The organism is Mesorhizobium jarvisii, assembly GCF_003601985.1.
In the GTDB taxonomy this organism is placed as follows: domain Bacteria; phylum Pseudomonadota; class Alphaproteobacteria; order Rhizobiales; family Rhizobiaceae; genus Mesorhizobium; species Mesorhizobium jarvisii.
Genome location: NZ_QZXA01000015.1, coordinates 53,464 through 76,549 on the forward strand (window position 1 = coordinate 53,464; position 23,086 = coordinate 76,549).

A 23,086-nucleotide genomic window follows, 5' to 3' on the forward strand; every position below is an offset into this window, starting at 1 on the left:
CCCTCACGCGCTCTTGCGTAGACCAGGCTGCCTGGCGAACAGCTGGCGGAAAACCGGATAAATGTCGGCCGGGGCGGCAATGCGCCTCATCTGGAAGTTTGGCCATTTGCCGTCGATGGCGTTATAGGCGCGCCAAAGCGATGTCCCGTTCTCGGTCGCGCCGAAAATGTGGCTTTCCCGTTCGTCGATGATTTCTACATAGGCGAAATATTGGCAAAGCCGCATGAGCTTGCGGTCGAGCAGCTCTATGCAGCGCTCGGAGTCGCCGGCGAAGTTGTCGCCGTCGGAGGCCTGGGCGGCATAGATGTTCCATTCGGCGACCGGATAGCGCTGCTCGATGATGCGGTGCATTTCCTCGAGGGCGGTGGAGACGACGGTGCCGCCGCTTTCAGTGTGGTAGAAGAAGGTATGTTCGTCCACCTCCTTGGCCAAATGGGTGTGGCGAATAAAGACAATGTCGGTGCGTTCATAGCGCCGTGTCAGGAAGAGGTGCAGTAGCACAAAGAAGCGTTTGGCCAGATCCTTCTCGCGCTCTCCCATCGATCCCGAGACGTCCATCAGGCAGAACATGACCGCGTTCGCATTGGGCAGAGGCTGGGGATCGAAGCGATTGAAACGGATGTCGACCGGATCGACATAGGCAATTCGCTTGCGCCGGCGCTCGAGCCGGTCAAGCGCCTCGCGCAGGGCGGCGATGCGTTCGCGCACCAGGGCGCTTGCCGGCTTGGCTTCCAGCTCGGCAATCTGGCGGGCGATCGCGTCGAGCTCCGCCTGTTTGGGGCGCCTGAGCGCGATGCGCCGCCCGTGGCTGTTTCGCATCGTGCGTCCGACATTTATGTTGGTCGGCGCCCCGCTTGCCGCGAAACCTGCCCGTCTCGGCTTGAAGCTCAGTACCTGCTTGAGGTTGAGCTTGACCAGATCGGGTAGCTCGAGATCCTCGAAGAAAAGGTCGAGCACTTCCTCGCGCGACAGCACGAAACGAAAGTCGTCTTCGGATTCGGTGGTTCCCGCGGCCGAACCGTAGCCTCCGCCGCCGCCCGGCTTGGGGATAAGATCACCAGAGCTGAATGTCCGGTTGCCGGGCAGGATGTGCTGACGCCGGCCGCTTTCCTTGTCGTCGCCGAAGCTCGGTTCGCCGGTGCCTTTGCGAGGGATCGGCACCACATGCTCGCGGTCGAGTTCGGCGATGCCGCCGGCGCGGACCTTGTCGCGGATGCTGCGCTTGAGCTCTTCGCGCGCGCGTCTTAGAAAGCGCTGGCGATTGCCAAGGCTCTTGTCCTTCGGATTCAGGCGGCGGTCGATGAAGATCGGCATGGCACCGTTCGGGCGTCGCTCAACCCGCCTTGTTCACGCGCATGTACCAGTCGACCAGCCGGCGGACCTGCCGCTGCGTATAGCCGCGCTCCACCATCCGCTGCACGAATTCGTTGTGCCGCTTCTCCGTGACGCTGTCCTGCTTGGAGCCGAAGCTGATCACCGGCAGAAGGTCCTCGACTTGGCCGAACATGCGCTTCTCGATGACCTCGCGAAGCTTTTCATAACTCGTCCAGGACGGGTTGCGGCCATTGTTGCGCGCGCGGGCGCGCAAGGTGAATTTGACCACTTCGTTGCGGAAGTCCTTGGGATTGGCGATGCCGGCGGGTTTTTCGACCTGCGACAATTCCTTGTCCAGGACGTCGCGATTGAGGATCTGCCCCGTATCGGGATCCTTGTAGTCCTGATCCTCGATCCAGGCATCGGCGTAGGCGATGTAGCGGTCAAAAAGGTTTTGACCGTATTCGCTATAGGATTCCAGATAGGCTTTTTGGATCTCGTGACCGATGAACTCGGCATAGCGCGTTGCGAGTTCCGACTTGATGAACTCGAGATAGGCGGCTTCCGTCTCCTTCGGGAATTGCTCGCGCTTGATCGCCTCCTCGAGGATGTACATCAGATGCACGGGGTCGGCTGCGACCTCCCTGGTGTCGTAGTTGAAGGTCTGCGACAGGATCTTGAAGGCGAAGCGCGTGCTGACGCCGGTCATGCCTTCGTCGACGCCGGCGGCATCGCGATATTCCTGGACCGACTTCGCCTTCGGGTCGATCTCCTTGAGGTTCTCGCCGTCATAGGCGCGCATCTTGGTGTAGAGCGGCGAATTTTCGTGTTTGGCAAGGCGGGTCGAGACGGTGAAGCGGCTGAGAATGTCCAGCACCTCGGGCGCGCAGGGGCTGTTCGCCAGCTCGCTTTCGCGCAGCAGCTTCTCGTAGATTTGCCTTTCTTCGGTGACGCGAAGGCAATAGGGAACCTTGACCACGAGAATGCGGTCGAGGAAGGCCTCATTGTTCTTGTTGTTCTTGAATTGCTGCCATTCCGATTCGTTGGAATGGGCAACGACGATGCCCTGGTAGGGGAACGCGCCGAAATTCTCGGTGCCGTTGTAGCTGCCTTCCTGGGTCGCCGTCAGCAGCGGGTGCAGCACCTTGATGGGCGCCTTGAACATCTCGACGAATTCGAGCAGGCCCTGCGTCGTCCGGTTCAGGCCGCCGCTGTAGGAATAGGCATCCGGATCGGACTGGCTGAAGTTCTCCAACTGCCTGATGTCAACCTTGCCGACCAGCGCCGAGACGTCCTGATTGTTCTCGTCGCCGGGCTCCGTCTTGGCTATGGAAATCTGGCGGAGCCGTGACGGCAACAGCTTGACGACGCTGAATTTGGAGATGTCGCCGGACAGTTCGTCCAGACGCTTGGCCGCCCAGGGCGAGATCAGTCCGTTCAGGCGGCGGCGAGCTATGCCGTATTTGTCTTCCAGCAGATCGCCCATGCGGTCGGGATGGAAAAGGCCGAGCGGCGATTCGAAGACCGGGCTGATCTGGTTGCCGACCTTGAGCGTGTAGATCGGGCGCTGCTCCATTAGCTTCTTCAGCCGTTCGGCGAGCGAGGATTTGCCGCCGCCGACCGGGCCTAGAAGGTAGAGGATCTGCTTGCGCTCCTCGAGGCCTTGCGAGGCGTAGCGGAAATATCCGGCAATGCGCTCGATCGTGTCTTCCATTCCGTAGAAGTCGGAAAAGGAGGGATATACCTTGACGGTGCGGTTGGAGAAAATGCGGCCGAGCCGCTCGTCCTTGCTGGTATCGACCAGGTTTGGCTCGCCGATCGTCTCGACCATGCGCTCCGGGGCCGACGCATACATGGCCTTGTCCTCGCGGCAGGCTAACAGATACTGCTGGAGGCTGATCTCTTCCTGGGCCGCGTTGGAATATATCTCCGAAAACAGATCGAAGACGTCTGATTGATTTTCGCGCATGATGCCTTTGCCTCAACAGGCTGCCAATCGGCTCATCCACTCATATTAACTGCCGGGAAGCATTGCGGTTCCCTTCACGTGAAGGAGAGCGCATGCAATGCGACATCGACCTCGGCGACTCGGTGCATTCGAGCCAGGCGATCCCGGCTCTGGGGCAAATTCAAGGCATTGCCGAAGAAGATCTATCCTTACTGACGTTCGCCGATATCCAGGACAAGCGCGTTGGCCTCATGGCAGCAGCGGCCATCCAGGATCTCCTGAAGTTCGCCAGTCGCCTGGCCTGTAGAGAAGCCGCGGATCAGGTTTGTCTTGTCCCACTGGCTTTAAGTTTGGCCTAGGGACGCGGGCGAGGCGGTTGGGTTAAGACCGCTGGAAGCCCAATCTTCGGACTTTCGCGCGTCTTCAAAAACAATCCCGTGAAAATCGGACGCGGCGGGCTATCGCCACGCGGTCCAATTCGCAAGGCTCGATTAAGGCTCCTGAGCGCACCCTCAAAGCCCGCGTGTCTCAACAAGTATTTTTACGAGTGAGGGGGCCGCTTTGCACGCCCGCTTGACCGGAATCGGCACATCGCGGTCATTCTGGAACATGGCTCCTAAGCAGGCGAATGTTCAGGGCTGGCGTTGGGCTTAGCTAAAGCCGCCGTTATCGCGTCCCGGAATCGATGCTGACCAGCTTCGCCGCACCACAAAGTCGAAGGGGGTGATCGTCGAGGCCGCGCTCCTTGAGGACATTCCCACCGCCGATCCCCAGGCCGATGCGGCTCAAAGCGGCATTTCGATCAGCCGAAAACGTCGATCAATCGACGCCGGCTTTGAGATCATCCCGAACCGCAAGCTGATCGCCAGATTGTGGAGGTAGTCGGTACTCGGCCCCGATCTGATATGTCATTCCGCGGCGCTGGCTATTCGGCATCATCCATTCTTCAATCACAGCAATGCCGTTAACGCCTGCCTCGCAGACCGGGCTGGCCTGCGCGATTCCCTGGAAGCGCTAGGACAGCAGGAAAGGCCGGAGATCAATTTGTCCTGTTGATAGAAGTAACAGCTAGGTTCGTCAGCTTGTTGTTGGTGGCTTTTTCCTGGTCGAGGATCTCGCTGAGCAACTTGTGCGCCTCATCATGCCCAAGATCCTTTGCCCATTCCCGTAGCGAGCCGTACCGAGATATCTCATAGTGCTCGACCGCCTGGCAGGCGGCCAGCAGGCCAGAATCGAGGGCCGTTCCTGAGGCCTCCTCGATCAGCCCGTCGGCTTCCTTGATGAGGCCCTCAATCGCGTCGCACTTCTCGCCAGAAGCCTTCATGCCTAGCGACTTGAACACCTGCTCGAGCTTCTTGATCTGCGCCTTCGTCTCCTCCAGATGGTCCTCGGCTGCCTGCTTTAGCTTCATATCCTTGACGGCCGCAGCCACCTTGGGCAACGCCTTGGTAATCGCGTTCTCAGCATAATACATGTCCTGCAGTGTATGCTCGAAAATATCGGCTAGAGTTTTCATTACAAAATGCTCCTTGCCCGAATTGGCTTTGAGTGAAAGAGCCGGCAACGCGAAAGGTTCCGTGCCTTTCTCGTCATGCCGCCCGGGTGCACTGGCAAGTAGAATAACATCGCCAGATGGTGGGAAAAACACGCGTGATCCTACCAGACCACGCGTCAATCATAGGTCAGACTGCACGCAAGATCGATTGCTTGGTTCAGCGCTTGATCATTCGGGCCACGGCGATCAGAATACATGCGCCGATGAAACCGGAGACAAGATAGCCAAGCCAGCCGGCCAAGGATACACCCAGCAACCCAAGAAGGACGTTGGCGACGATGGCGCCGACGATTCCCAGAATGATGTTCATGAGCACGCCCATGTTGCTTTTCATGAACATCTCGGCCAGCCATCCGGCGATACCGCCGATGACGACAGCCGCTATCCAACCGACACCTGGATTTTCCATATTTTCCCCTTCTCCTTGGAACCGAAATTGGTTCGGCGGGAAAACGTGCGTTAAACCAATAAGGTTCCGTGGGTGAACACTGAGCCGCAATCAGGTCGGGCCGCCGGGCACCAAGTCGCGCTTAACGTTGGAGGCGGCGACGAAGCAATGTGATATTGCGATTGTTGGCCTTAAAATACACGTCGAAGAAAGAGCCCAGAATAGGGACGCTTCCTACAATGGTATCAAGCAGTACGTTCCCTAACATTCTGGCGACCAACGTCTTTCGAGCACCGCAGCTTCGGGCTCGCAACACGATGTAAACCGAAACGATGCCTGTCGCCGCATCTCCCAGGACAGGCACCAGACCCACCAGGGCATCCAATCCGAAGCGAATGGATGTCCCCGTAATGCGCCAGCGGGAATCGAGTAAGGCAGCCAGCAAATCCAATTCGGCAACTACGTTTGTCGCCTTGGCGCCATGATAGCCCTGCCCAGTTAGATCAACTGCCGAGCCCGTACGAGGCAGCGGGTCTCCCCGGGGCATGGTCGTTACTCTAGACATCGTTTTGCCCGGTTCTACTCGGGGGCACGTCGTCGAGTAGGGTTATCGCATTGGAGCTTTGCTTGGGCAGGGGTGGGAGTTCACCATTTGGCGTCATCTTGTTGATCGCCTCGGGCAGATCCCGGGTGATCCTGCTGATGAGTTCCTCGCGCGAAAGTCCAGTTTCCATCGAGAGCGATGTCAGTGTGTCTTCATCGATTGCCGCTTCCACGTCATTTGGCTTGATTGGCTGGTTGGGCCCAGTGCCTACCCACGAGTCGACCTTTGATCCTGCCCCCACACCTCTAAACCGATCAAGGATATCTCGAAGCGCCGTCCCCGAGACGCCTTTGGAAAACTGATCCAGAAGCCCGCCTTGCGGGTCGTTTGGATTACGATCGCCCGCGCCACGGATCATTTCGCCGATTTTGTCGCGATTCTGGTAGGCTAGAACGCCGAGCATCGCGAGCGCCAATTTTCCGAGATTCGCCATTGGTATCTCCACCGTTCAGTAGAGAAGGGCTCAACTCCACAAAGGTCGACGCCGATGAATGCCGGGCAGCCCTGATGCTGATCCGGCGCACGATCGAGGAACACTGCCCGCCCGGTGTGCTGCCGAGCGAAGAAGCGGTGAACGGCCTTCACGGGCCGGAGTTGATCCATGAGGCGGAAGCGCTGGCGGCTGCCATCGTCGCAACTATCGACAAGATGCAGTTGCGCGTGATGATGAAGCCGCCTTCCCCCAGTATCAAACAGTAAGCCAGGAAGCCCACCAGCGCGCGTTTCGGCTGCCGTCCGTTCCGGTGCAATTACGGCCACCGGTGCTGTCGCCGTCTGCTTTCAGCACTAGACCAAACTGATCTCTAGGCCGACATGTGGCGCAAAGCGGTCATTGGCGATTCTACTTTTTCGAGAATGTGCGCCAGCAACAATGCCGTTTGAATTACCGGAGCTCGTGGATGACCACGTTAGGGACAACCGACTTCGCAATCTCACACAGGTGTTTATGATGGGTGAGGTAGATCACCTGGCCCACATTAGCCATCTCACTGAACAGTCGGAAAACTTCCTCCGACCGGAGATGGTCAAAGGTTTCCATGATGTCATCGGCGATGAACGGAACGGACGGCCTGAGCTTGGCAAACTCGTAATATCCGGCGAGGCGCAGAGCCAGGTAGAGTTGAAAACGCGCGCCTTTCGACAAAGCGTCTGCGACCTTCGATTGGCCATCCCGCTGCGTGGCGATGAGGACCTCACCGCCCTTTACCGGCTGGGTCGTCAAGCCTGTGTACTGGCCGCGCGTGATCAGCGCAAAGGCGTCGGAGGCCTGGCTCATCATTCCAGAGCGGTGGCGTTCGCGGTAGACCCGGAGCGCGCTTGCCGCCGACATGACACCGAGTTTCAACTCGATATAACGGGCAGCCTTCTCCTCGATTTCGAGAAGCACGGTGCGGCGCTCGGCATCGATGCGGGCAACTTGGCTGTCGCCGCCAATCGCGTCGAGCTTGTCGGTCGCTCGGGTACGCCGGACGAGTTGCTGTTGCAATGCTTCATCGAGGTCAGCGAGGCGCCGCTCGATTTCGGCCTTTTCAATTGCCAACTCGCCGAGATCGAGGCACTCCAGCAATGAGCGCGCCTGGGCGAAGTCCTCAAGGGCGAGCTCGCTCGTCAGCCGTTCTTCTAGCTCGGCCACGGTGCTCTGCAGGCCGTCTCGCTCGCGAAGCTGTTCATCGCGCTCTGAGACCTCCGACAGAGTTCTTACCCCAAAGGCATCCAGCACTTCCTGTTTCGTCGTGTCGTTTGCCCCGACCTCGCCTTTCAGCGCCTCCCGAACCTCGCGCAATGTCTGAACATCAAGGAGGAGATTTGCCCTCGCCTCTCGAGCACGCTCAGCTTGCTCGAGACGCTCTGTCAGCCTGACGCTAACCTGCTCTGGCGCCTCGTCGCTCACACACTCGCCGCCCTTCGCACCGAGTCTGGCCACCTCTTCGGCAAGTGCAGTCCTGTCCGCCTCCATCTTCAGGATGCGGATGCGCATGGCCTCACGATCCTGCAGGGCCCTCGACAGCTCCGACAACTGGTCGAGCACACTGCCAAGTCCTGTCCCGGCAATGCCTTCTTCGAGCCAAGTGCCCTTCAGCGTTTCCTTGACCTCGGCCTGCCATGCACCCTCTCGCCTTTCGGCAATTTCAACAGGGAGCCGCCTGGCGGCCAGCTCCTCTTCTTTCGCGGCGATGCTCCTCAGCGCTTCAGCTCGTTCGGCATCGACCTTCGCCTGCCTATCGAGAAAGCGGTCGGCGGCTACAACCGTTGCTTCCAAGGGCTCACCAGCATCCGGCTGAATTCCAACGCTTTGAAGAGCCGAGGCCAATGCGAGAGGGATCCGCTCTCCCTCGGCTATTGCGCATTCAATCCGTGCGCGTGCGAGCAGAATGTCATCCCAAGAGGCAAGCGCGTCAGCGCGTGCGGAAAGTCGCTCTTCGAGAAGTCCTATCAAAAGGTCGAGCGACTGTGCCTGGCAATCCTGAAGTAAGGCGCTAGCTGCCTCCTTGATTTCAGCGGACGCTATCTCTGCACGCTGCGACGCCCCGGCGAGCTGGCAGCCTGCGCGCTCAATTGCCGCTTCGGTCTCGGCAACCTTTTGTTTCACTGCGCGCAGATCTGCGAGCTCGCTCGCATGGGCCAATCGTCCAGCCCCGACATGATCATCCTTGGCCAATGCTGTGGCAAACAGGTCCGCGGTTTCAACCTTGAGGTCCGCCCGGTGACTTCGCCAGGCCTCGTCTCTCTCACGTCGTATGGCTGCGGCTGTTTCATCGTCAGCGAGATTGGCCGAGGCGCGGACAGCAGCCAACCATGACGAAGTAGTTATCCGACTTTGTTCATACTCAGCCAGACGCTCGGTGAAGACTGCCTTGTCCCTTCGAAGGTCCGCGGCCAGTGTTTTCCAGGCAGCCAACTGCGTCGGCGGCGGGACCGACATCTTCGAAAGTAGGTCGACATCTCCTGACCACGGCTGGAGGCGCCGCATCGCATCCGCCAGCCTTATTTGCCGCTCGGCCTCCACGGCGCGCGCCTCTCGAATTTCGCGTGTGTGACTACTCTGCTTCGCCCCCGACACGGCTGCCATCAGTCTGGCTCTTGCGGGCTCGGGCACTGCCCTCTCCTCGCCAACTCGGCCTCGCGCAGCGTTGAGCCGGTCGAGCGCGGCAGCGGCTTCATCGCGGGCCATCTGCAGGCTCGTCGTGATCCCGGAGCGTTGCTCGACCATATTGCGAAGGGTGCCTACCACAAAGGCAGGCAGAGTGAGCCGGGACGGATCCTGTTCGGCCGACCTTCCGAGCGCGGCGAGACAAGTCGCCACGACCTGGTCGAGCATCTGGACTTCCATCTTGCGGGTCGGCAGATCCATGCCCGCGGACAGATATCGCGCCTTGCGATCGGCAAGTCCTCGCACCTGCTCCGAGATCGCCAGCACAGCTTCATCGACAGCGATTGCTTCGATCTTTGCCTTCGCGCGCTCGATCTCATCGGCGTTGGCCTGGAGGCGGGTTCTCAAACGGGTATCCTGATCGATCAATTCCGCGACGCTGCCACTCCAGGTCCGGGAAGGAGACGGCATGTCAGGCAGCTCAGCCAGCCTGCTTGCCTTGCGTTTTATTTCGGCAAGGAGCGGCGCGGCGCGCGCATATCGTTCGATCGTGGCGAGCCGCGCCGACAAGACCGCGCGTTCAGCCAGGCTGCGGTCATACTTGTCCTGTGCTTCCACCCTTTCCGCCTCGAGCGCCTCGAATGTCGAGGCCAGCGTGTCGATCGCCTCCTTGCGTAACTTGAGCTCCGCGAACCGCTTCTTCAGCAAGGCGATTTCGGTGCTGTGGGCCTGTTTGCGATAAAGACCGTCTGCCTCCGTATCCAGTGCAGCCAGGACGTCGCTGGCATGCCCAAGCCCGGCGCTGGCAGTGAAAAGGAGCTTGCCGAGATCGCCACGCGATTCAAGGATCGCTCTGCCGCCCGCTTCCAGCGTCTCGTCATCGAGTGAGAACATGCTGCTGTAGGCATCGCGGGACAAGCCCGTGAGGTTTGCCGAAATGGCAATTTCGCTGAGCGGCCTGCCTTCAGCGTCGTGCAGGGAGTTACCGCGGCTTTTGGTGCGTGAGACGGCAAGCGTCCGTCCCTCGAATTCCAGCAACCCGCCGATGCGCATGGAGCTGTATTCGTGCAGAAAATTATAGCGGCTGCGCTCCTCGATGCCAAAGAGCAGATCCAAATAGGCGGAAAGCGCTGTCGACTTGCCGGCCTCATTCAGGCCGAAGACGATATGCAAATCCGGGGCCGAAGACGGCTTCTCCCCGAAGTCGATCGCTTTATCGGTAAACTTGCCATAGCGGGTCAAGTCAAGGCGACGCAATCTCATCGCGTCGCGCCTGCCTTGAGCCGGGCCGTGACCAGGTCTACGCTTCCGGCAAGCACATCGTCGAGAAACTGTTCGAGCCCTGCTTCGTCCTTGCCGGCGAAGCGCCGCGCATCGGGCGGCAGGTCCGCGATCGTCTTCAACACGAATTCGCGCGCTTCGGAGCGAAATGCTTCCGAGCTCGCATTGGAGCGCATTGATTGAGCGAGCTCCAAAGTGGGATCCGCAACATTGCCCAAACCCCCGACAGCGGAAGCCGAAAGATCAAACTCCAGCTTCTCCACCCAGGTGTCGCCCACCTGCTCCGCTGCCTGCTCGGCTTCTGCGACGGCCAAGTCCCGGTCGCGCATCAGCGACCATGAAAGGGCAGACGTGCCGACCAGGCGAAGGCGGGCAACAAGGTAGCGCGACCTGGCACCCTCCCGGAATTGCTCCAGCCCTGCTCGGACACGAATGATGGCCTCGCCCCATTCCGACACCCCGGTCAGATCGACACTCACCCGCTCGAACTGCGCGACACTGGTGAGCCTCTCCTCGATCTCGACCGAGCGATCATCGCGGATAGTGACCAGCGTGACCGATTTCTCGCCTGCCTCGTTGACGTCCCTACCCTGAGGAATCCCCGGCATGACGAGCGTCGCGCTCGCACCGGAATACACCTGGCGAACGTGAATGTGGCCAAGCGCCCAATACTCAAACCCGTGGCCGTGCAGGTCGGCGACGCTGCAAGGTGCATAAACGTCATGGCCTGGGGAGCCGGCCAGGCTCGTGTGCATAATGCCGATGTTCGCAGCTCCCTCTTGCGGCGCGGCATATTTGGGCAGCAGGCTTTCGGGCGCCTTGGGGCTGGCGAAACTCAGACCATGGAACGCAACGTCCACCCCAGGGCCAGACTGGATCACGGATTGGCAGCGGCCGCCAAAAATGATCACCGTGTCGGGCAACACAAGCTGCTTCGTAATCCGCGACATGGCGTCGTGGTTGCCGCGGATCATGTAGACCGTGACGCCAGCTTGATGGAGACGCGCCATCTGGGATGCCAGAAAGCGTGCCGTCTTCATCGAAGTCTGGTCGCCATCGTAAAGATCACCGGCGATCACAAGCGCATCGACACGCTCCGCAAGGCACAAATCCACGATCGCGGTGAATGCCTGGCGGCTGGCATCTCCGACGAGCTCGGCAAGCTCGGCGTTGCGCAACGCCAGCGAGCGCAGCGGGGAGTCTAGATGAATGTCGGCGGTGTGTACGAATCGAAATGCCATTCAGATCTCCGGTCGCTGAACATACTGCGTTGACGAGTTCTTCATAGGCCGGGCATGTGCGCGACGGGTGCGGCGGCGACCGCGACGTTCGATCAAATTGAGCGCGCAGTTCGCGACCCAGGAAACGTGTGGACAGAAATGCTGCGGAACCGTTCGGGCCAGCGCCAAGGCAACACGCTTCGTAAGCCGTCATCGGAGCGCTTGCAGGGTCGGATGCGCGAAATGGTGAAGGAGATCTCGGCCGCGACGGAGCTCACCGGCGCCGTCGACAAGGCGATCTACTGGTATCGCAACGAACCTATCGCTGACTATGGCCATCACACGGCGGCCGAACTCGTCGCTGACGGTCAGGTCGAAGCGGTTCTGGCCTTCATCCGGATCACGAGAATGGGGCGCGCGGGTGAAAGTCACCCGCGTCGGCCCCGACGAGATCTTCCATCGCTATCTGACACCCAAATGGGCTTTCCTGCCCACAAGCGGTGCAGGCGCGGCGATGGACGGCGGTCGTTTCAACCTACCTGGCATCGAAGCGCTTTATGTGTCCCGTTCGGGCCAATCTTGTCGAAGGCGATAAGGTCACGGTCCATGATCCCGATCCCCGGCTGCCGCACGACCAGTCGTCCTGGCCGTGAGTGATCTACTGTCTCTGGGATCACAATGAGCTGACGCCCGCGTCACGGCGCTTGGTCCTCAACGACATCGTCCGTACCGTCGCCCTCCCCGCTAGCCAGCCCGGCTGGGATATCGCCGGCCAGCAGCTTGTCCTTCGACAGCAGTCCGGCATCCTCCAGCGCCTCGAAATCCGGCAGCTGGCGCAGCGTGTCGAGCCCGAACTGCGACAGGAAATTCTTGGTCGTCACATATGTGTAAGGCGCGCCCGGCTGCGGGCTGCGCGGCCCCGACGCGATCAGCTCCTGCGCGCGCAGCACGCCGATCAGATCGCGCGACACTTCCTTGCCAAAGAAGCTCGACAACTCACCCCGGGTGATCGGCTGAAAATAGCCGATGCACATTAGGACAAGTGCCTCCGCCTGCGACAGCTCTTTTTCCCCCTTGCCGCTTCGCTGGCCGAAGGCGGCGTGGATGACGTCGCCAAACACCTTTTTGGTCCGGTGCTGCCAGCCGCCGGCGACCGAAACCAGCTCGTACGGGCGGCTGGCGAGCTCGGCGCGAATGTCGTCGATGATCAGCTCAAGATTGCAGCTTTTACCGACGACGCGCGCCAGCACCTCGCGCGGCACCGGTTCATTTGCCGCGAAGATCACCGCTTCGACGCGGCCCATCCATTCGCGCCAGCGAAGTTCTTGCGGCAGGTGCTCAAGCTCAGTGTCGACCAGCATCGGCTGGACATCATCCTTGCCCCGCGGGCGTTCGGATCGGGCGGCCTCGCTCATCGCTAGAGCCCAAACAGTCGAAAGCTTGCGCGGCCGGACAACTCGTGCACGGCTTCGAGTTGTTGCAGCCGCTCGAACAGCCGCCGCGATGCAAAGCGCGACAGATTCTTCGTCGTCAGCGATCCAGAGATGGCGTCTTCACTGAGCAGCAGAAAGATTACGTCGCCAGCGCCTTTGGCGCGCAGTTTCGGCGCCACCGCCAGGAGCCTTTCGGCCCGGCGTGCCAGCTCGGCGGCCAACCGACAGGCGTCTGCGGTGGCAGCAACGAGCGAGACGCAAACCGCCCGCTCAAAATTCTTGTCCCCGGGCCGGATGCGCCGGCCACCGCCGGCCCCGATGCGAAAGGATGGTCCAAAAACCTGCGCCATTAGGAGCGGCAGGGGCTGCGGCCAGCCCAGGCGTTGCGCCAGCACCAGGTCGGCGAGCCACCAGCCAAAGAGTTCGGCATCCGGACGCATCGCGACGACCTCAGTGGCGATCGCCGCGGCGTCGAACGGCGCCGGACGCTGGGATACCCCGAGTTTTTCGACCTGGGAGCAAAGATCGGCGAGCGCCCCGCCGTCCCAATGGAGGCCAAGCTGGTCAAGTATCTTTCCGAGCCGGTCAGGAGTAGCGGCGGGCGGCTGCCTGGCCAACTGCCGCCAGGCGCCAAAGACGGCGCCGGCGGGGCCGGGATCACCACCTGGGGGACGCAAATGCCAGGCATCGCGCAAGGCGGCGGCGTCCTCGGCGCGGCCGGCAAGCCGCATGCTGGCGGCGGCGCAGCTAAGCGCCAGCCGCTGCCGCCAAGCGCCGGCCCATGCAGGCTGCGCGCGGGCGAGCGTGTCGAGGGCACCCAGGGCGGCCCCGGCCCGGAAGGCGGCGCCGCCGTCGCTCGGCGCGCCGGAGCTTGTGATCGCCCAGGCCGGAACGGAGGGCGGCGCAGAGAAGCTGGCGGTCGCGGGATCGAGGCGAATCATGATCTGGAGAGTAAAGCGCCGGTGCGCTTTTTGCTATGATTGTTGCACCAAAACGCACAGCCTGTCGGCGTGACAAAACGAATGATAATCTTGCATTATCGCTCATTCTGGACAAGCTTGCCGATTCAGGTAGAAATTGCCGGAAAGGTAGACCCAAGGAGCCTGTCTTGCCCCTGAACCTCCAAAATCCGCAACCGTCGCCCCCGCCGACGAGCTCGCACGCCGCCGGGGCATCAGCAAGACAGCGGCTGTTCACCAGGCCGGCAATGCCTTCTCCAAGACAGATGTCGAGGCAGCATGACAATGACTGAGGATGGTCAGGACGCCACTGTGGCTTCCGGAGAGGACGATCTCCCCGACATCATCGACCTGGTCATGGAGATGGGGCGCCCGGCGAAGCACGAGAAAGCCCCCTCCCCTATGGCAGACAGCATGGAGCGGCTTCCCGCCCATCTTGACGCGCTCGCCGGCCGCGCCCGCGACTATATCGAGGCGGCGAGTTCAACCAACACCCGTCGTGCGTATGCTGCCGACTGGAAACATTTCTCGGCGTGGTGCCGGCGTCAGTCTTTTGACACCATGCCGCCGGATCCGCAGGTCGTCGGGCTCTATATCACGGCCCTGGCCTCTGGATCTGGAGGGGACAGGAAAGCGGTTTCGACGATCGAACGGCGCCTTTCATCGCTAACATGGAATTTTGCCCAGCGTGGCCTCCCGCTCGACCGACAAGATCGTCACATATCAACCGTGCTTGCCGGCATTCGCAATACCCACGCAAAACCCCCGGCCCAGAAGGAAGCCATTCTGCCCGAGGATCTTATCGCGATGCTGGAGACGCTGGATCGCGGTACCCTGCGCGGTCTGCGCGACCGGGCCATGCTGCTTCTGGGCTTCGCCGGCGGCCTGCGCCGCTCCGAAATCGTCGGCCTCGACGTGGCCCGCGACCAGACTGAGGATTCGTCCGGCTGGCTCGAGATTTTGGACAAGGGCATTCTGGTGACCTTGCGTGGCAAGACTGGTTGGCGCGAAGTCGAAATCGGTCTTGGATCGGCCGACAGCACCTGCCCCGTGGTTGCCGTGACGACCTGGCTGAAGCTCGGGCGTATCGTGCACGGGCCTGTTTTCCGCCGCGTGACCGGTAAAGGCAAGGCCGTCGGCGCCGAACGGCTGAACGCCCAGGAAGTGGCGCGGCTGGTCAAGCGTGCGGCACTGGCCGCAGGCGTGCGGGGCGATTTGTCCGAAAGCGAGCGGGAAATGAAGTTTTCAGGCCATTCGCTGCGTGCTGGTCTGGCCTCCTCGGCCGAGGTCGACGAGCGATATGTGCAAAAGCAGCTTGGCCATGCCTCCGCCGAGATGACCCGCCGCTATCAGCGCCGGCGTGACCGTTTCCGTGTCAACCTCACCAAGGCAAGCGGATTATAGGCTGGGACCAGTCCCCTCCCCTGCCCTTCCACGAGCACGCTATGACCAAGACAACTGGTCCTTCGGCAACCGGCCGCTCGGATCGAAGACAGTTACTTTATGCGGAAGGTCCGGACCCCAGTCCCAAAGGACCAGGTTACGATCCTCGTCCTGGGCACTTGGCGCGAAACTTGGGACCACAATTCCAGCAACATGGCGAGACCGCAGCCGGTCATAGATGGACCACGACGCCGGGCGCTCTGCGTCGCCCAGAGCCGTCGCCCAGGCACAGGCCATGTCCTCGAGCGCGATGGCGAATTCACCCCTGGCCTCTTCCGTTGTCAGATCCACGATGTCGTCGCAGTCGACCTCATAGGAGCAAAGGACACAGGGATTGATCCGGTGCGCAAAGCCTTGGTTGGCTTCCTTGACCGCCGTCATGATTGTCAGCCCCAGATAGAGGGCCGGCACGCCTTTGGGGTTGAACCGGGCGCCTCTGATCGCCGTTCCATCACCGGAAGTCGGCTTGAATGCCCAGCGTGGATCGTGTGCCCTGTAACAGGTTCTGACGAACCTCACGCAAAACCACCAACGGCCATGTGATCGAGATAATCACGGACCGCGGCGGCCTTGCCATCCTTCACCAGCGCTTCGGCAGTGCGTCCGCCAAATGCCGGAAGCGGCTGAGCCCGATACCAGGCCATTGCCTGTTCCTTGCCGCCTGCCCAACCGCTCACGCGGCTGATGATCTCGAGCATTTCGCGCAGACGCCCCTGGGTCTTTACCGCAGCACTTCGCTCCGAGCGATAGAGTGTCTCACGCGCAAGACCGGCGGTCTGGGCCAACTGACCCTTGGACATGCCAAACCCATCCGCGACCTGCTCGATCGCGATCTTCCCGTTCCGGTCCATATAGGACAAGATGAGAGGCCCATTCTGCTCGGCTATCTTGAGTGCTTGGCCCACAGCCTTTATCCACCATATCGGGAGTCATGTTTCTTGTGCAAAAGATATGGCATTTCCGGACAGCTTTCAAGCCCGGAGCCCGCCGCCGATAGGTGGTCGCATGCCGTAACCTATCCAGGCGCCCTTGAGCAGCGCCGAGCAACCTGCCCCAAGAACCCTGGAACCAATCATCCCGTCATCCTCGCTGCCGCGCCGTTGGCCTTGAGCGCGGCCATCAGCATCGGTCCGACCGAGAACTCCCCTGCCCTCGCCTTTTCCGTCAGCGCGCGCAGATAGCCACCGGCCGAATTGATGTGCTGTGCCCGCTGCAGAATACACGCAATCACGATCGCGGCGACTTCCTGACCCATCACATGGCAAGCCTCCTCATAGGCTGACGGTGAAACGCCAAGGTAGCCGCGCACCTGGGCCGCGGTGAGCATCAAATCGCGCCAGTTGGCGATTCCGTCGACGGCATAGTCCGCAATCTCGGGGCAGGCCCTCAGCACCAGTCCAATCGGATAGCTTTTCAACCGCTCGTCCGGTGCCGGTCTTGGCTCAACGGCCGCCCTGCTTTTTTCGAAAGCCGGTTCAAATACAAAAATGGAGTCTGTGTTTGAATCAGATTGCTGCCGCTCAGTTTGGGACTCATTGCCGCCAGGATTCGTGGAATTCGTAAAGCTTTCCAGCATCCTATCCACTTCATCATGGAGTGCGGTCAGCTCGGCAACGATCCCTTCAAGCTGTGACCGCCCTGCCCGGCGCGGAATTGCATCCACGATGGACCGAAACCGCCTCCAGACGCCGCCCCAGTCGCCAGGAACCCCTTCCTCGATCGCCGCCTCGACCAGCTTCTGGACGTCCCTGCGATGCAGCGTGATCCGCTCCCGCATCAATTTCAGCGCCAGGCACTCGGCGCGGACCTGCTCGGCGGCGCGCTGAAACTCCGCGGCCCGTGTCAGCAGAGGCGCCAACGAGAATCCGAAGGCTTCCGTGACAGCACCGCCCTGCCCCTTGCGAGCGAATCTCTTGCCGTTCGGACTGTCGCGGCGAATGATCAGGCCGCAACTCACGAGCTCGGCCAGGTTCCTTCTCAGCGTTGAATCGGCCATGCCGTGCGCCCGCAAAGATAGCTGTGCGTTCGACGGGAAGACCATCAAGCCGTTTTCCTCGCTGATCTGGTCGTCAGGATAGAACGTCAACAGCCCGCTCAGCACCGCCAGGGCACGATCGCCAACGCCGACAATCGACTTGCCCTCGCATAGCCACCGGTAGACCTGCCATTTCTCAACGGTGGCCCCTTCCGGAATCTGCCGCGACGCGGCATTGGCCTTCACCAAGGCAAGCGTCATCGGCCGCCGCCCAAAGGGCGTCGTCGCAAACCCACTCTCCATTTCCCTCACCTTTCACGAAGGCAAAAGAAACCTGCTCGCTGAAACGGCGCCACGACTCTTGACAGTGATTCGGGGAAGTGCGATTCTCAGCTTGCTACAGACGAGAAGGGCTTCCGCGACGGCGACGTTCGGGGGCCTTTTTCTTTTGCGGTTTCAGTCTCCCGTTTTCTTTGACATTTCCGATTGCCGGAAAGCTTCGAAAAGCTCGTCCAGCCGTTCGGTGATGAAAGCACCGAACGGCGAGGCTTCCCTCGCTTTCAGGGCAAGCGTGAACACTTTTCCGGTGTCGGTGATCTTGGCCCGCACCGAGCTGTCCTGCGGCGCCCAGTCCTTTTCTCGTGTCTTGGGCGCAGCCCGCGAGCGTTTCGCCGGCGCGCTCAGGAAGTCGAAAAGGAGCGCAAATCGTGCGTCACTGCTTGGCCCCGCGAAACCAGCGCTCTTCACATAGTCTACCGCCCTGCCCGCGTTCCCTGGATGCTCCATGAGCTTGGCCAGTTGCCACCATCTGTCCCGACCGACGGCCTTGGCCGCGCCAACCGCCACGATGACTGGCTCGGGAATATTGCCGGTCACGGAGCGCATCTTCGAGAAGGTCGTGTCATCGAGCGCCAAAGCGGACTTCACCGTGTCCGAGGTGTGGCCGCGCTTGAGAATGCGATCGGCAAACAGGGTCCTTTCGATGAAGGACAAATTGGCCCTGGCGGCATTCTCCTGGCCCTGGGCGATGACATGGTCCTCGTCGCCCATCTTCTTGACGACGGCGCGGACGGGCCTTCCCAACTGGCGGGCAACCTTGACGCGGCGATGGCCGAATACTGTCTGGAATCGCCCTGAAACCTCCGGATGCGGTCTGACCAGGATCGGAGAATCCTGGCCTCTTTCCCGAATTGCCGACAGCAACTCCTGATACGCCTGATCGTCTTCTTCCAGGCGGTCCGAGACGAACGAGGTGTCAACCATGGCAGGATCGAGATCGACGACCGAATTCTTGGAGAGCTCCTCGAAGGATTGCATGATCGAACGGGAGGCACCACGAACGGCATACCCCGATACATCCTTGTTATCGGCCACCGCAGCGACGGGACCCATCACACTGCCGAAAATATCCTTGCGGGCCATTCAACCGCCTCCACACAAGGCTAGCGATCTGATTTTACGAACAAAATAGCCCATCTTTACTGCCGTAAAGTTCGCCATCACGAGCGACCCCACGCACGATGGATGAGTGTGACGACCTCAGCATTCACCGCGTCAAGCGACTCCAGGGCGCGGTCATATGTGGATCGGGTGAAGGCAGACTTCTCCACCTCGTAAAGCGTCTGCTTGGTGAGGCCCGCATCCGAAATCGCCGTCGACTTCAACATCGGGTTTTCCAGGATCTGGCCGGCAAGCATCGACTGCATGAAGCCCACCATCTGCGCCTGCGGAATATCGGTCGGTTCGTAGCGCGTGATCAGGTAGCGAAACCAGTCGAGTTCGATCGCGGCGCCGGCGGCCTTGATGGTCTTCAATATGCCGCCAAGCATCAGCAGGAACTGGCTCATCGACATGAGGTCGAGCATCTGCGGATGCACGGTAATGAGGACCGATGTCGCCGCCGACATTGCAGTCAAAGTCAGATAGCCAAGCTGGGGCGGGCAATCGACAACGACAACATCGTACCGGTCGTCAACCTCCGACAGCGCCTTGGCCATGCGCGTGAAGAACTGGCGGCCGGCATTGGAGGTTTTGTCCTGCATGGCGAGTGGCGTGTCGTACTCGTATTCCTGCAGCTCGAGATTGGCGGGGATGATGTCGAGACCGGGGAAATTTGTCGGTATGATCACGTCCGCGATCGATCTGCGTTCATCGTCATACCTGATCGCTTCATAAAGCGAGAGGTTGCGATCGAGCTCGGGCTGGAAGCCATGCAGTGCGGACAGCGAAGCTTGCGGATCAAGATCGATCGCAAGAACCCGATGACCGGTCAGCGCCAGGTGCTGGGCGAGGTGGGCAGCCGTGGTCGTCTTGCCGCTGCCCCCTTTGAAATTGACCACCGCAACCACCTGGAGCTTATCGCCAAGCTTGCGGTGCGGAACGTATTTCTTGACTTCCGTCCTGCCATGCTGGTCCAGGAACTGTCTGAGCTCGAGCATCTGTGTAGCCGTGTAGGAGCGACGGCCGGAAGGACTTTGGTCAGGCAATGGCCCCTTGCCTTCGAGATGCAGACGCTTCAGATTGTTCTGCGAGACCCCGAGGTAGTGAGCGACCTCCGCCATCGAGAATGTGCGCAGCGTCTTGGTCGCATTGGGCGGAAATTTCTCCATCCGGAGCTGGTTCAACCGCCGGGAAATCTCGGCGCCCTGTTCGAGGATTTTGTCATCGAACTCGAAACGTGGCAGCCGCATGGAAACATTCATTCTCGTCGAAACCTGAATTGGCGCTTTTTGTTAGCAATGCCCACAAGAAGCGCCATTAAGCTCCGATTCGGACTTACCGGCAAGAAGTTTTGGGTTAACAAAAGGTTAACGCTGGCCAGACCACGGCCAACCGCGCGCAACGCATCCATAAATTTACCGCAGTAAAAACACCGCAGAACGATATTGAAAACAGAGATTTGCGCGGGCTGGAAGCGACCACTCGATAAGCAACGGGAATCGCAGCCGCGATGATGTTGCCAGGACCGCTACGTTGACGCGGATTCAGCGACGGATGTCGCGGAGGTCTCGGTTTTGAAATTGGCGGGGTAGGATTTGCGTGTGAAGATTTGTCTCGGCAGTTCGGCACTGGCGGCGTCGAATGCCGAAAGGTCGCCAATGTGTAAGGCGGCCGCTGCGTTCTTGCAGAGCCAAGGTTCGGGAAGGGGAGGGGGACGGGCACGTCCGCAGTCGTTTAGGGCATGAAAAATTTGCCGGTATATAGCGCAAAAGTTTGAGCTCGACTGGACCTCATACCGTTGCAACGCACATGATGCGTGACGATCGCCATTCCGAAATCGCCGCAGACGAAGATGGCGATCGAGCGCCCAATCGCCGACCAGGGTGAGCTTCTGGCGGTGCTGGACGGCAGCCAGCATAGTCGGGCCAAGGCCAAAGGCCCTGAAGACCCTCGCGGATTGTCGCTTCCGGCCTCAACAGCCCATTGTCGGCCGGCGCTTTGATGGGCAGGGGGCGCTTTATCTGGAGAAGCCGCGCCAAGAGATTCTGGCCCAGGGACAAGGCCATTTCCGACGCCGTGGAGCAGAGCATGATTTTCCGCACGTCATTGGCATTGAGTTCGCGGTTACAGCCGTTACCACTGCTTCGGCGCTGGCTCGCCGGTCTTGTCGGCGACTCACTCTCGGACAGGGGCGATATCGGGCGCGAGGTTCTGCGTTTTAACGCAACCGCTGCGCAGCTAGCGTCGACGATTTCCTGACAGTCAAGCGCTGGGCTTATAGAGGGCTTCGAATTCTCAGCCGTTTGGACGGCCCGCAGACCGACTTTGAAAGAGGGCGGCAACGGGTCCCGGCTGGAGATGCCGCATGGCGAAACGAGTGAAGGATGCCCATCGCCAGGAAGCTCACTTCATGCATCTAGTCCTGATTGGCAACGGAAGGATCCACTCCGGCCAACGGCGCTTCCAGGTTCCATGTGATCCCCTGCGGACCATATTCAAGATTTCCGTGCCCACCCACAGCCTCAGGTGCAACCCGTTTCAGGACCACGCTTCCAAAGCCGCCGTGTGCGATGGTGCCGACACGCGGCCCATCGGTTTCGGCCCAGGTCAGGTGAAACAACCGCTTTGCTCCCGAACCCGTGATACTCCATGTAACAGAAATCTGACCGTCATCGCCCGAGAGTACGCCGTATTTCGCCGAGTTGGTCGCGAGTTCGTGGAACGCAATTCCGAGATATTGGACCGCATTGGGACCAAGCACAAACGACGGGCCCGACATATTGATGATCTCACCGCGTGGGAATGGCTGGGCCTGCGCCGCCAACAGCTCACTGATGGCCGCGCCCTTCCAGTCGGCCGAAACAAGCAGGTCGTGGGAGCGCGACAACGCCATGATGCGCTCGCGCACCTGCGATTCAAATTGCCTGGGCGTCTCCGATCGTTTGTTGGTCTCCCGTATCATCGACAGGATAACAGAATACTGGTTTTTCACCCGGTGATTGACCTCGCGCATCAACGTGCGGATACGTTGCTCGTTTTCCCTAGCCGATGTGATGTCGCGCGCAATCTTTGAGGCACCGACGATCTGCCCTGTTGCGTTGCGCACAGGCGATATGGTCAGCGATACCGGCACCAGGCTGCCGTCCTTGCGCCGACGTATCGTTTCATATGTGTCGACGCGCTCCCCACGGCGGAGGCGCTCAAGGATACGAGGTTCCTCGTCCAGGTGGTCATCAGGGATAAGCATGGTGACCGACTTGCCGATCGCTTCGCTGGCGGAATAGCCAAAGAGCTTTTCGGCGCCTCTATTCCAGCTCTTTATGATCGCGTTGAGATCCTTGCTGATGATAGCGTCAAATGAGGATTCCACGATCGCCGAAAGGTGCTGCCTGGTTTCTTCGGCACGCTGGCGGTCCGTCAAGTCGAGCAGCATATTCACCGCGCCAACGAGGCGGCCCTGCTCATCGCGCAGCGGTGTGGGGTAGGGCATGAACGGAAAAAAGGACCCGTCCGGACGCTGCGCTACAGCCTGCTGGTCGCGGACCGGCCGGTTCTCCTTGAGGGTGATCGCCATCGGGCATTCGTCGTGCGGCAGCTCCTTGCCGTCGGTGGTGAACAGCTTGAACGTGACACACCATTTGTCCTTGCCGACCTGAGGCTCCCGCCCTGCCAGATCGGCAGCGGCTCGATTGTAGTAGGTAATGATCCCATTCTGGTCAGTCGTGTAGATGGCGACCGGAAGGCCATCGAGAATCTGGTGATAGGTGTTGTCCTGCCGCCTGAGTTCTTTGCGCGTCCGCTCAAGGTCGGTTACATCGACGGTAAAGCATCTGGTGTTGACCAGCTTACCGTCGCGGAAGTGACCGCTCGACGTGAGTTCGACGTGCTTGATGGATCCATCGCTGGCTCGCAAACGCGCCGGATATCTGGCAATCTTCTCACCACGGGAAAGCCTACTCCAAATGTCGACGATAACGTCCCGGTCGGGATAAAACTCCGCAATGTCATGGCCGATATAGTCCTCTGGACGATAGCCTAGGAGATCGAACTCCGCCTTGTTGGCATGCAAGATTAGGCCATCCGCGCTCACCAGATGGAGCGCTATGGCCCCGTTTTCGAAAAAATCCTGATAGTCGAGGTTACTGTCTGGGACCGTTCCCGCCTGTGGTAGTTCAGTCAGCGGCAGTTCACTCATAACAGGTCCCCGATGTAACCGGACCTAACGCGCCGTATAAACGATCGTTCCAAGTCGCTGCCTGCATACGATTTGCCAAGAACCCACCTTCAGGGGTGAACAACTTGTGCTGAGGGGGCTCCCATTTCCTCGGGCCAGCGCCTCACAGGGACCCCTTCTTCGGCTGCCGGGTGTCGTGGGAACCTCGATCAACGCATCCCGTTGTGATGCATCAAGTTGCCGTCCTGTCTGGAAAACGGG

22 protein-coding genes and 1 pseudogene are annotated in these 23,086 nt (G+C 60.4%); 7 read left to right on the forward strand and 16 right to left on the reverse strand.

Going from position 1 to position 23,086, the window contains the following annotated elements; translation table 11 throughout:
• Positions 1–3: 3 nt before the first annotated feature.
• Positions 4–1,314, reverse strand: coding sequence for a YeaH/YhbH family protein (locus D3242_RS29150; RefSeq protein WP_064982066.1), 1,311 nt, complete (start codon positions 1,312–1,314; stop codon positions 4–6).
• A gap of 19 nt (positions 1,315–1,333) precedes the next feature.
• On the reverse strand, positions 1,334–3,283 hold the full coding sequence (locus D3242_RS29155) for a PrkA family serine protein kinase (RefSeq protein WP_064982068.1): 1,950 nt from the start codon (positions 3,281–3,283) through the stop codon (positions 1,334–1,336).
• A gap of 92 nt (positions 3,284–3,375) precedes the next feature.
• Between D3242_RS29155 and D3242_RS29160 the strand changes: the two genes are divergently transcribed.
• Both D3242_RS29160 and D3242_RS33700 read left to right on the forward strand, forming a co-directional pair.
• A complete protein-coding gene (locus D3242_RS29160; RefSeq protein ID WP_064982070.1) occupies positions 3,376–3,621 on the forward strand; it encodes a hypothetical protein in 246 nt (81 codons plus the stop codon).
• A gap of 364 nt (positions 3,622–3,985) precedes the next feature.
• Entirely contained in the window at positions 3,986–4,144 is a 159-nt protein-coding gene (locus D3242_RS33700) for a hypothetical protein (protein WP_155772683.1), read from the forward strand.
• Between the two features lie 157 nt (positions 4,145–4,301).
• On the opposite strand, the gene D3242_RS29165 is transcribed toward D3242_RS33700, so the two are convergent.
• The 4 genes from D3242_RS29165 to D3242_RS29180 all read right to left on the reverse strand — a co-directional run bounded on the left by D3242_RS29165 (position 4,302) and on the right by D3242_RS29180 (position 6,242).
• Positions 4,302–4,778, reverse strand: coding sequence for a YciE/YciF ferroxidase family protein (locus D3242_RS29165; RefSeq protein WP_064982071.1), 477 nt, complete (start codon positions 4,776–4,778; stop codon positions 4,302–4,304).
• Positions 4,779–4,974: 196 nt separating this feature from the next.
• Positions 4,975–5,226, reverse strand: coding sequence for a GlsB/YeaQ/YmgE family stress response membrane protein (locus D3242_RS29170; RefSeq protein WP_064982073.1), 252 nt, complete (start codon positions 5,224–5,226; stop codon positions 4,975–4,977).
• 121 nt (positions 5,227–5,347) lie between these two features.
• On the reverse strand, positions 5,348–5,770 hold the full coding sequence (locus D3242_RS29175; RefSeq protein WP_081295950.1) for a DUF4112 domain-containing protein: 423 nt from the start codon (positions 5,768–5,770) through the stop codon (positions 5,348–5,350).
• On the reverse strand, positions 5,763–6,242 hold the full coding sequence (locus D3242_RS29180) for a YidB family protein (RefSeq protein ID WP_064982075.1): 480 nt from the start codon (positions 6,240–6,242) through the stop codon (positions 5,763–5,765). Before D3242_RS29180 ends, D3242_RS29175 begins: the two co-directional genes overlap by 8 nt.
• A gap of 74 nt (positions 6,243–6,316) precedes the next feature.
• On the opposite strand from D3242_RS29180, the gene D3242_RS29185 reads away from it, so the two are divergent.
• On the forward strand, positions 6,317–6,508 hold the full coding sequence (locus D3242_RS29185) for a hypothetical protein (protein ID WP_081295951.1): 192 nt from the start codon (positions 6,317–6,319) through the stop codon (positions 6,506–6,508).
• Between the two features lie 184 nt (positions 6,509–6,692).
• On the opposite strand, the gene D3242_RS29190 is transcribed toward D3242_RS29185, so the two are convergent.
• Both D3242_RS29190 and D3242_RS29195 read right to left on the reverse strand, forming a co-directional pair.
• Entirely contained in the window at positions 6,693–10,163 is a 3,471-nt protein-coding gene (locus D3242_RS29190; RefSeq protein ID WP_064982077.1) for an ATP-binding protein, read from the reverse strand.
• Positions 10,160–11,422: a metallophosphoesterase family protein gene (locus D3242_RS29195; RefSeq protein ID WP_064982079.1), complete on the reverse strand. Its 1,263-nt coding sequence runs from the start codon at positions 11,420–11,422 to the stop codon at positions 10,160–10,162. Before D3242_RS29195 ends, D3242_RS29190 begins: the two co-directional genes overlap by 4 nt.
• A 171-nt stretch (positions 11,423–11,593) precedes the next feature.
• Here D3242_RS29195 and D3242_RS34145 point away from each other — a divergent pair.
• Together D3242_RS34145 and D3242_RS34150 are read left to right on the forward strand one after the other, a co-directional pair.
• Positions 11,594–11,826 (forward strand): annotated as a pseudogene (locus tag D3242_RS34145) (hypothetical protein); the annotation flags it as partial.
• Entirely contained in the window at positions 11,823–11,996 is a 174-nt protein-coding gene (locus D3242_RS34150; RefSeq protein WP_120145563.1) for an RES domain-containing protein, read from the forward strand. The pseudogene D3242_RS34145 and the gene D3242_RS34150, both read left to right, overlap by 4 nt.
• Positions 11,997–12,096: 100 nt before the next feature.
• Here the strand turns inward: D3242_RS34150 and scpB are convergent, their stop codons facing one another.
• Positions 12,097–12,816 carry an SMC-Scp complex subunit ScpB gene (gene scpB / locus D3242_RS29210; RefSeq protein ID WP_064982081.1) on the reverse strand — a complete coding sequence of 240 codons (720 nt, stop codon included), beginning with the start codon at positions 12,814–12,816 and terminating at the stop codon, positions 12,097–12,099.
• 2 nt (positions 12,817–12,818) lie between these two features.
• Positions 12,819–13,775 (reverse strand): DUF1403 family protein, encoded by a 957-nt coding sequence (locus D3242_RS29215; protein ID WP_064982082.1) that lies wholly within the window; start codon positions 13,773–13,775, stop codon positions 12,819–12,821.
• A gap of 297 nt (positions 13,776–14,072) precedes the next feature.
• Between D3242_RS29215 and D3242_RS29225 the strand changes: the two genes are divergently transcribed.
• Positions 14,073–15,197, forward strand: coding sequence for a site-specific integrase (locus D3242_RS29225; RefSeq protein ID WP_064982084.1), 1,125 nt, complete (start codon positions 14,073–14,075; stop codon positions 15,195–15,197).
• 39 nt (positions 15,198–15,236) lie between these two features.
• Here the strand turns inward: D3242_RS29225 and D3242_RS29230 are convergent, their stop codons facing one another.
• From D3242_RS29230 to repA, 5 genes are all read right to left on the reverse strand, one after another.
• Entirely contained in the window at positions 15,237–15,755 is a 519-nt protein-coding gene (locus D3242_RS29230) for an RES family NAD+ phosphorylase (protein WP_064982086.1), read from the reverse strand.
• Positions 15,752–16,141, reverse strand: a complete 390-nt coding sequence (locus tag D3242_RS29235; RefSeq protein ID WP_081295952.1) for an MbcA/ParS/Xre antitoxin family protein — start codon at positions 16,139–16,141, stop codon at positions 15,752–15,754. Before D3242_RS29235 ends, D3242_RS29230 begins: the two co-directional genes overlap by 4 nt.
• A gap of 167 nt (positions 16,142–16,308) precedes the next feature.
• Complete coding sequence (gene repC / locus D3242_RS29240) at positions 16,309–17,514, reverse strand: plasmid replication protein RepC (protein WP_064982090.1); 1,206 nt, start codon at positions 17,512–17,514, stop codon at positions 16,309–16,311.
• A 153-nt stretch (positions 17,515–17,667) separates the two neighbouring features.
• A complete protein-coding gene (repB, locus tag D3242_RS29245; RefSeq protein ID WP_064982091.1) occupies positions 17,668–18,633 on the reverse strand; it encodes a plasmid partitioning protein RepB in 966 nt (321 codons plus the stop codon).
• Positions 18,634–18,710: 77 nt separating this feature from the next.
• The gene (repA, locus tag D3242_RS29250) at positions 18,711–19,913 is read right to left on the reverse strand and encodes a plasmid partitioning protein RepA (RefSeq protein ID WP_019863972.1); all 1,203 of its coding nucleotides are present in this window, start codon (positions 19,911–19,913) and stop codon (positions 18,711–18,713) included.
• A gap of 554 nt (positions 19,914–20,467) precedes the next feature.
• On the opposite strand from repA, the gene D3242_RS29255 reads away from it, so the two are divergent.
• Complete coding sequence (locus tag D3242_RS29255) at positions 20,468–20,653, forward strand: hypothetical protein (RefSeq protein WP_064982094.1); 186 nt, start codon at positions 20,468–20,470, stop codon at positions 20,651–20,653.
• A 414-nt stretch (positions 20,654–21,067) separates the two neighbouring features.
• Here D3242_RS29255 and D3242_RS29265 read toward each other — a convergent pair whose 3' ends face one another.
• Positions 21,068–22,846, reverse strand: a complete 1,779-nt coding sequence (locus tag D3242_RS29265) for a PAS domain S-box protein (protein WP_064982097.1) — start codon at positions 22,844–22,846, stop codon at positions 21,068–21,070.
• Positions 22,847–23,086 lie beyond the last annotated feature (240 nt).

Excerpts from the sequence above, each read along its gene's own strand:
- D3242_RS29265 (WP_064982097.1), bottom strand. The coding sequence starts at position 22,846 with ATGAGTGAACTGCCGCTGACTGAACTACCACAGGCGGGAACGGTCCCA.
- repB (WP_064982091.1), bottom strand. The coding sequence starts at position 18,633 with ATGGCCCGCAAGGATATTTTCGGCAGTGTGATGGGTCCCGTCGCTGCG.
- D3242_RS29175 (WP_081295950.1), bottom strand. The coding sequence starts at position 5,770 with ATGTCTAGAGTAACGACCATGCCCCGGGGAGACCCGCTGCCTCGTACG.
- D3242_RS29225 (WP_064982084.1), top strand. The coding sequence starts at position 14,073 with ATGACAATGACTGAGGATGGTCAGGACGCCACTGTGGCTTCCGGAGAG.
- D3242_RS29155 (WP_064982068.1), bottom strand. The coding sequence starts at position 3,283 with ATGCGCGAAAATCAATCAGACGTCTTCGATCTGTTTTCGGAGATATAT.
- D3242_RS29160 (WP_064982070.1), top strand. The coding sequence starts at position 3,376 with ATGCAATGCGACATCGACCTCGGCGACTCGGTGCATTCGAGCCAGGCG.
- D3242_RS29170 (WP_064982073.1), bottom strand. The coding sequence starts at position 5,226 with ATGGAAAATCCAGGTGTCGGTTGGATAGCGGCTGTCGTCATCGGCGGT.
- D3242_RS29165 (WP_064982071.1), bottom strand. The coding sequence starts at position 4,778 with ATGAAAACTCTAGCCGATATTTTCGAGCATACACTGCAGGACATGTAT.
- repA (WP_019863972.1), bottom strand. The coding sequence starts at position 19,913 with ATGAATGTTTCCATGCGGCTGCCACGTTTCGAGTTCGATGACAAAATC.
- scpB (WP_064982081.1), bottom strand. The coding sequence starts at position 12,816 with ATGAGCGAGGCCGCCCGATCCGAACGCCCGCGGGGCAAGGATGATGTC.
- D3242_RS29195 (WP_064982079.1), bottom strand. The coding sequence starts at position 11,422 with ATGGCATTTCGATTCGTACACACCGCCGACATTCATCTAGACTCCCCG.
- repC (WP_064982090.1), bottom strand. The coding sequence starts at position 17,514 with ATGGAGAGTGGGTTTGCGACGACGCCCTTTGGGCGGCGGCCGATGACG.
- D3242_RS29180 (WP_064982075.1), bottom strand. The coding sequence starts at position 6,242 with ATGGCGAATCTCGGAAAATTGGCGCTCGCGATGCTCGGCGTTCTAGCC.
- D3242_RS29185 (WP_081295951.1), top strand. The coding sequence starts at position 6,317 with ATGCTGATCCGGCGCACGATCGAGGAACACTGCCCGCCCGGTGTGCTG.
- D3242_RS29190 (WP_064982077.1), bottom strand. The coding sequence starts at position 10,163 with ATGAGATTGCGTCGCCTTGACTTGACCCGCTATGGCAAGTTTACCGAT.
- D3242_RS29215 (WP_064982082.1), bottom strand. The coding sequence starts at position 13,775 with ATGATTCGCCTCGATCCCGCGACCGCCAGCTTCTCTGCGCCGCCCTCC.
- D3242_RS29150 (WP_064982066.1), bottom strand. The coding sequence starts at position 1,314 with ATGCCGATCTTCATCGACCGCCGCCTGAATCCGAAGGACAAGAGCCTT.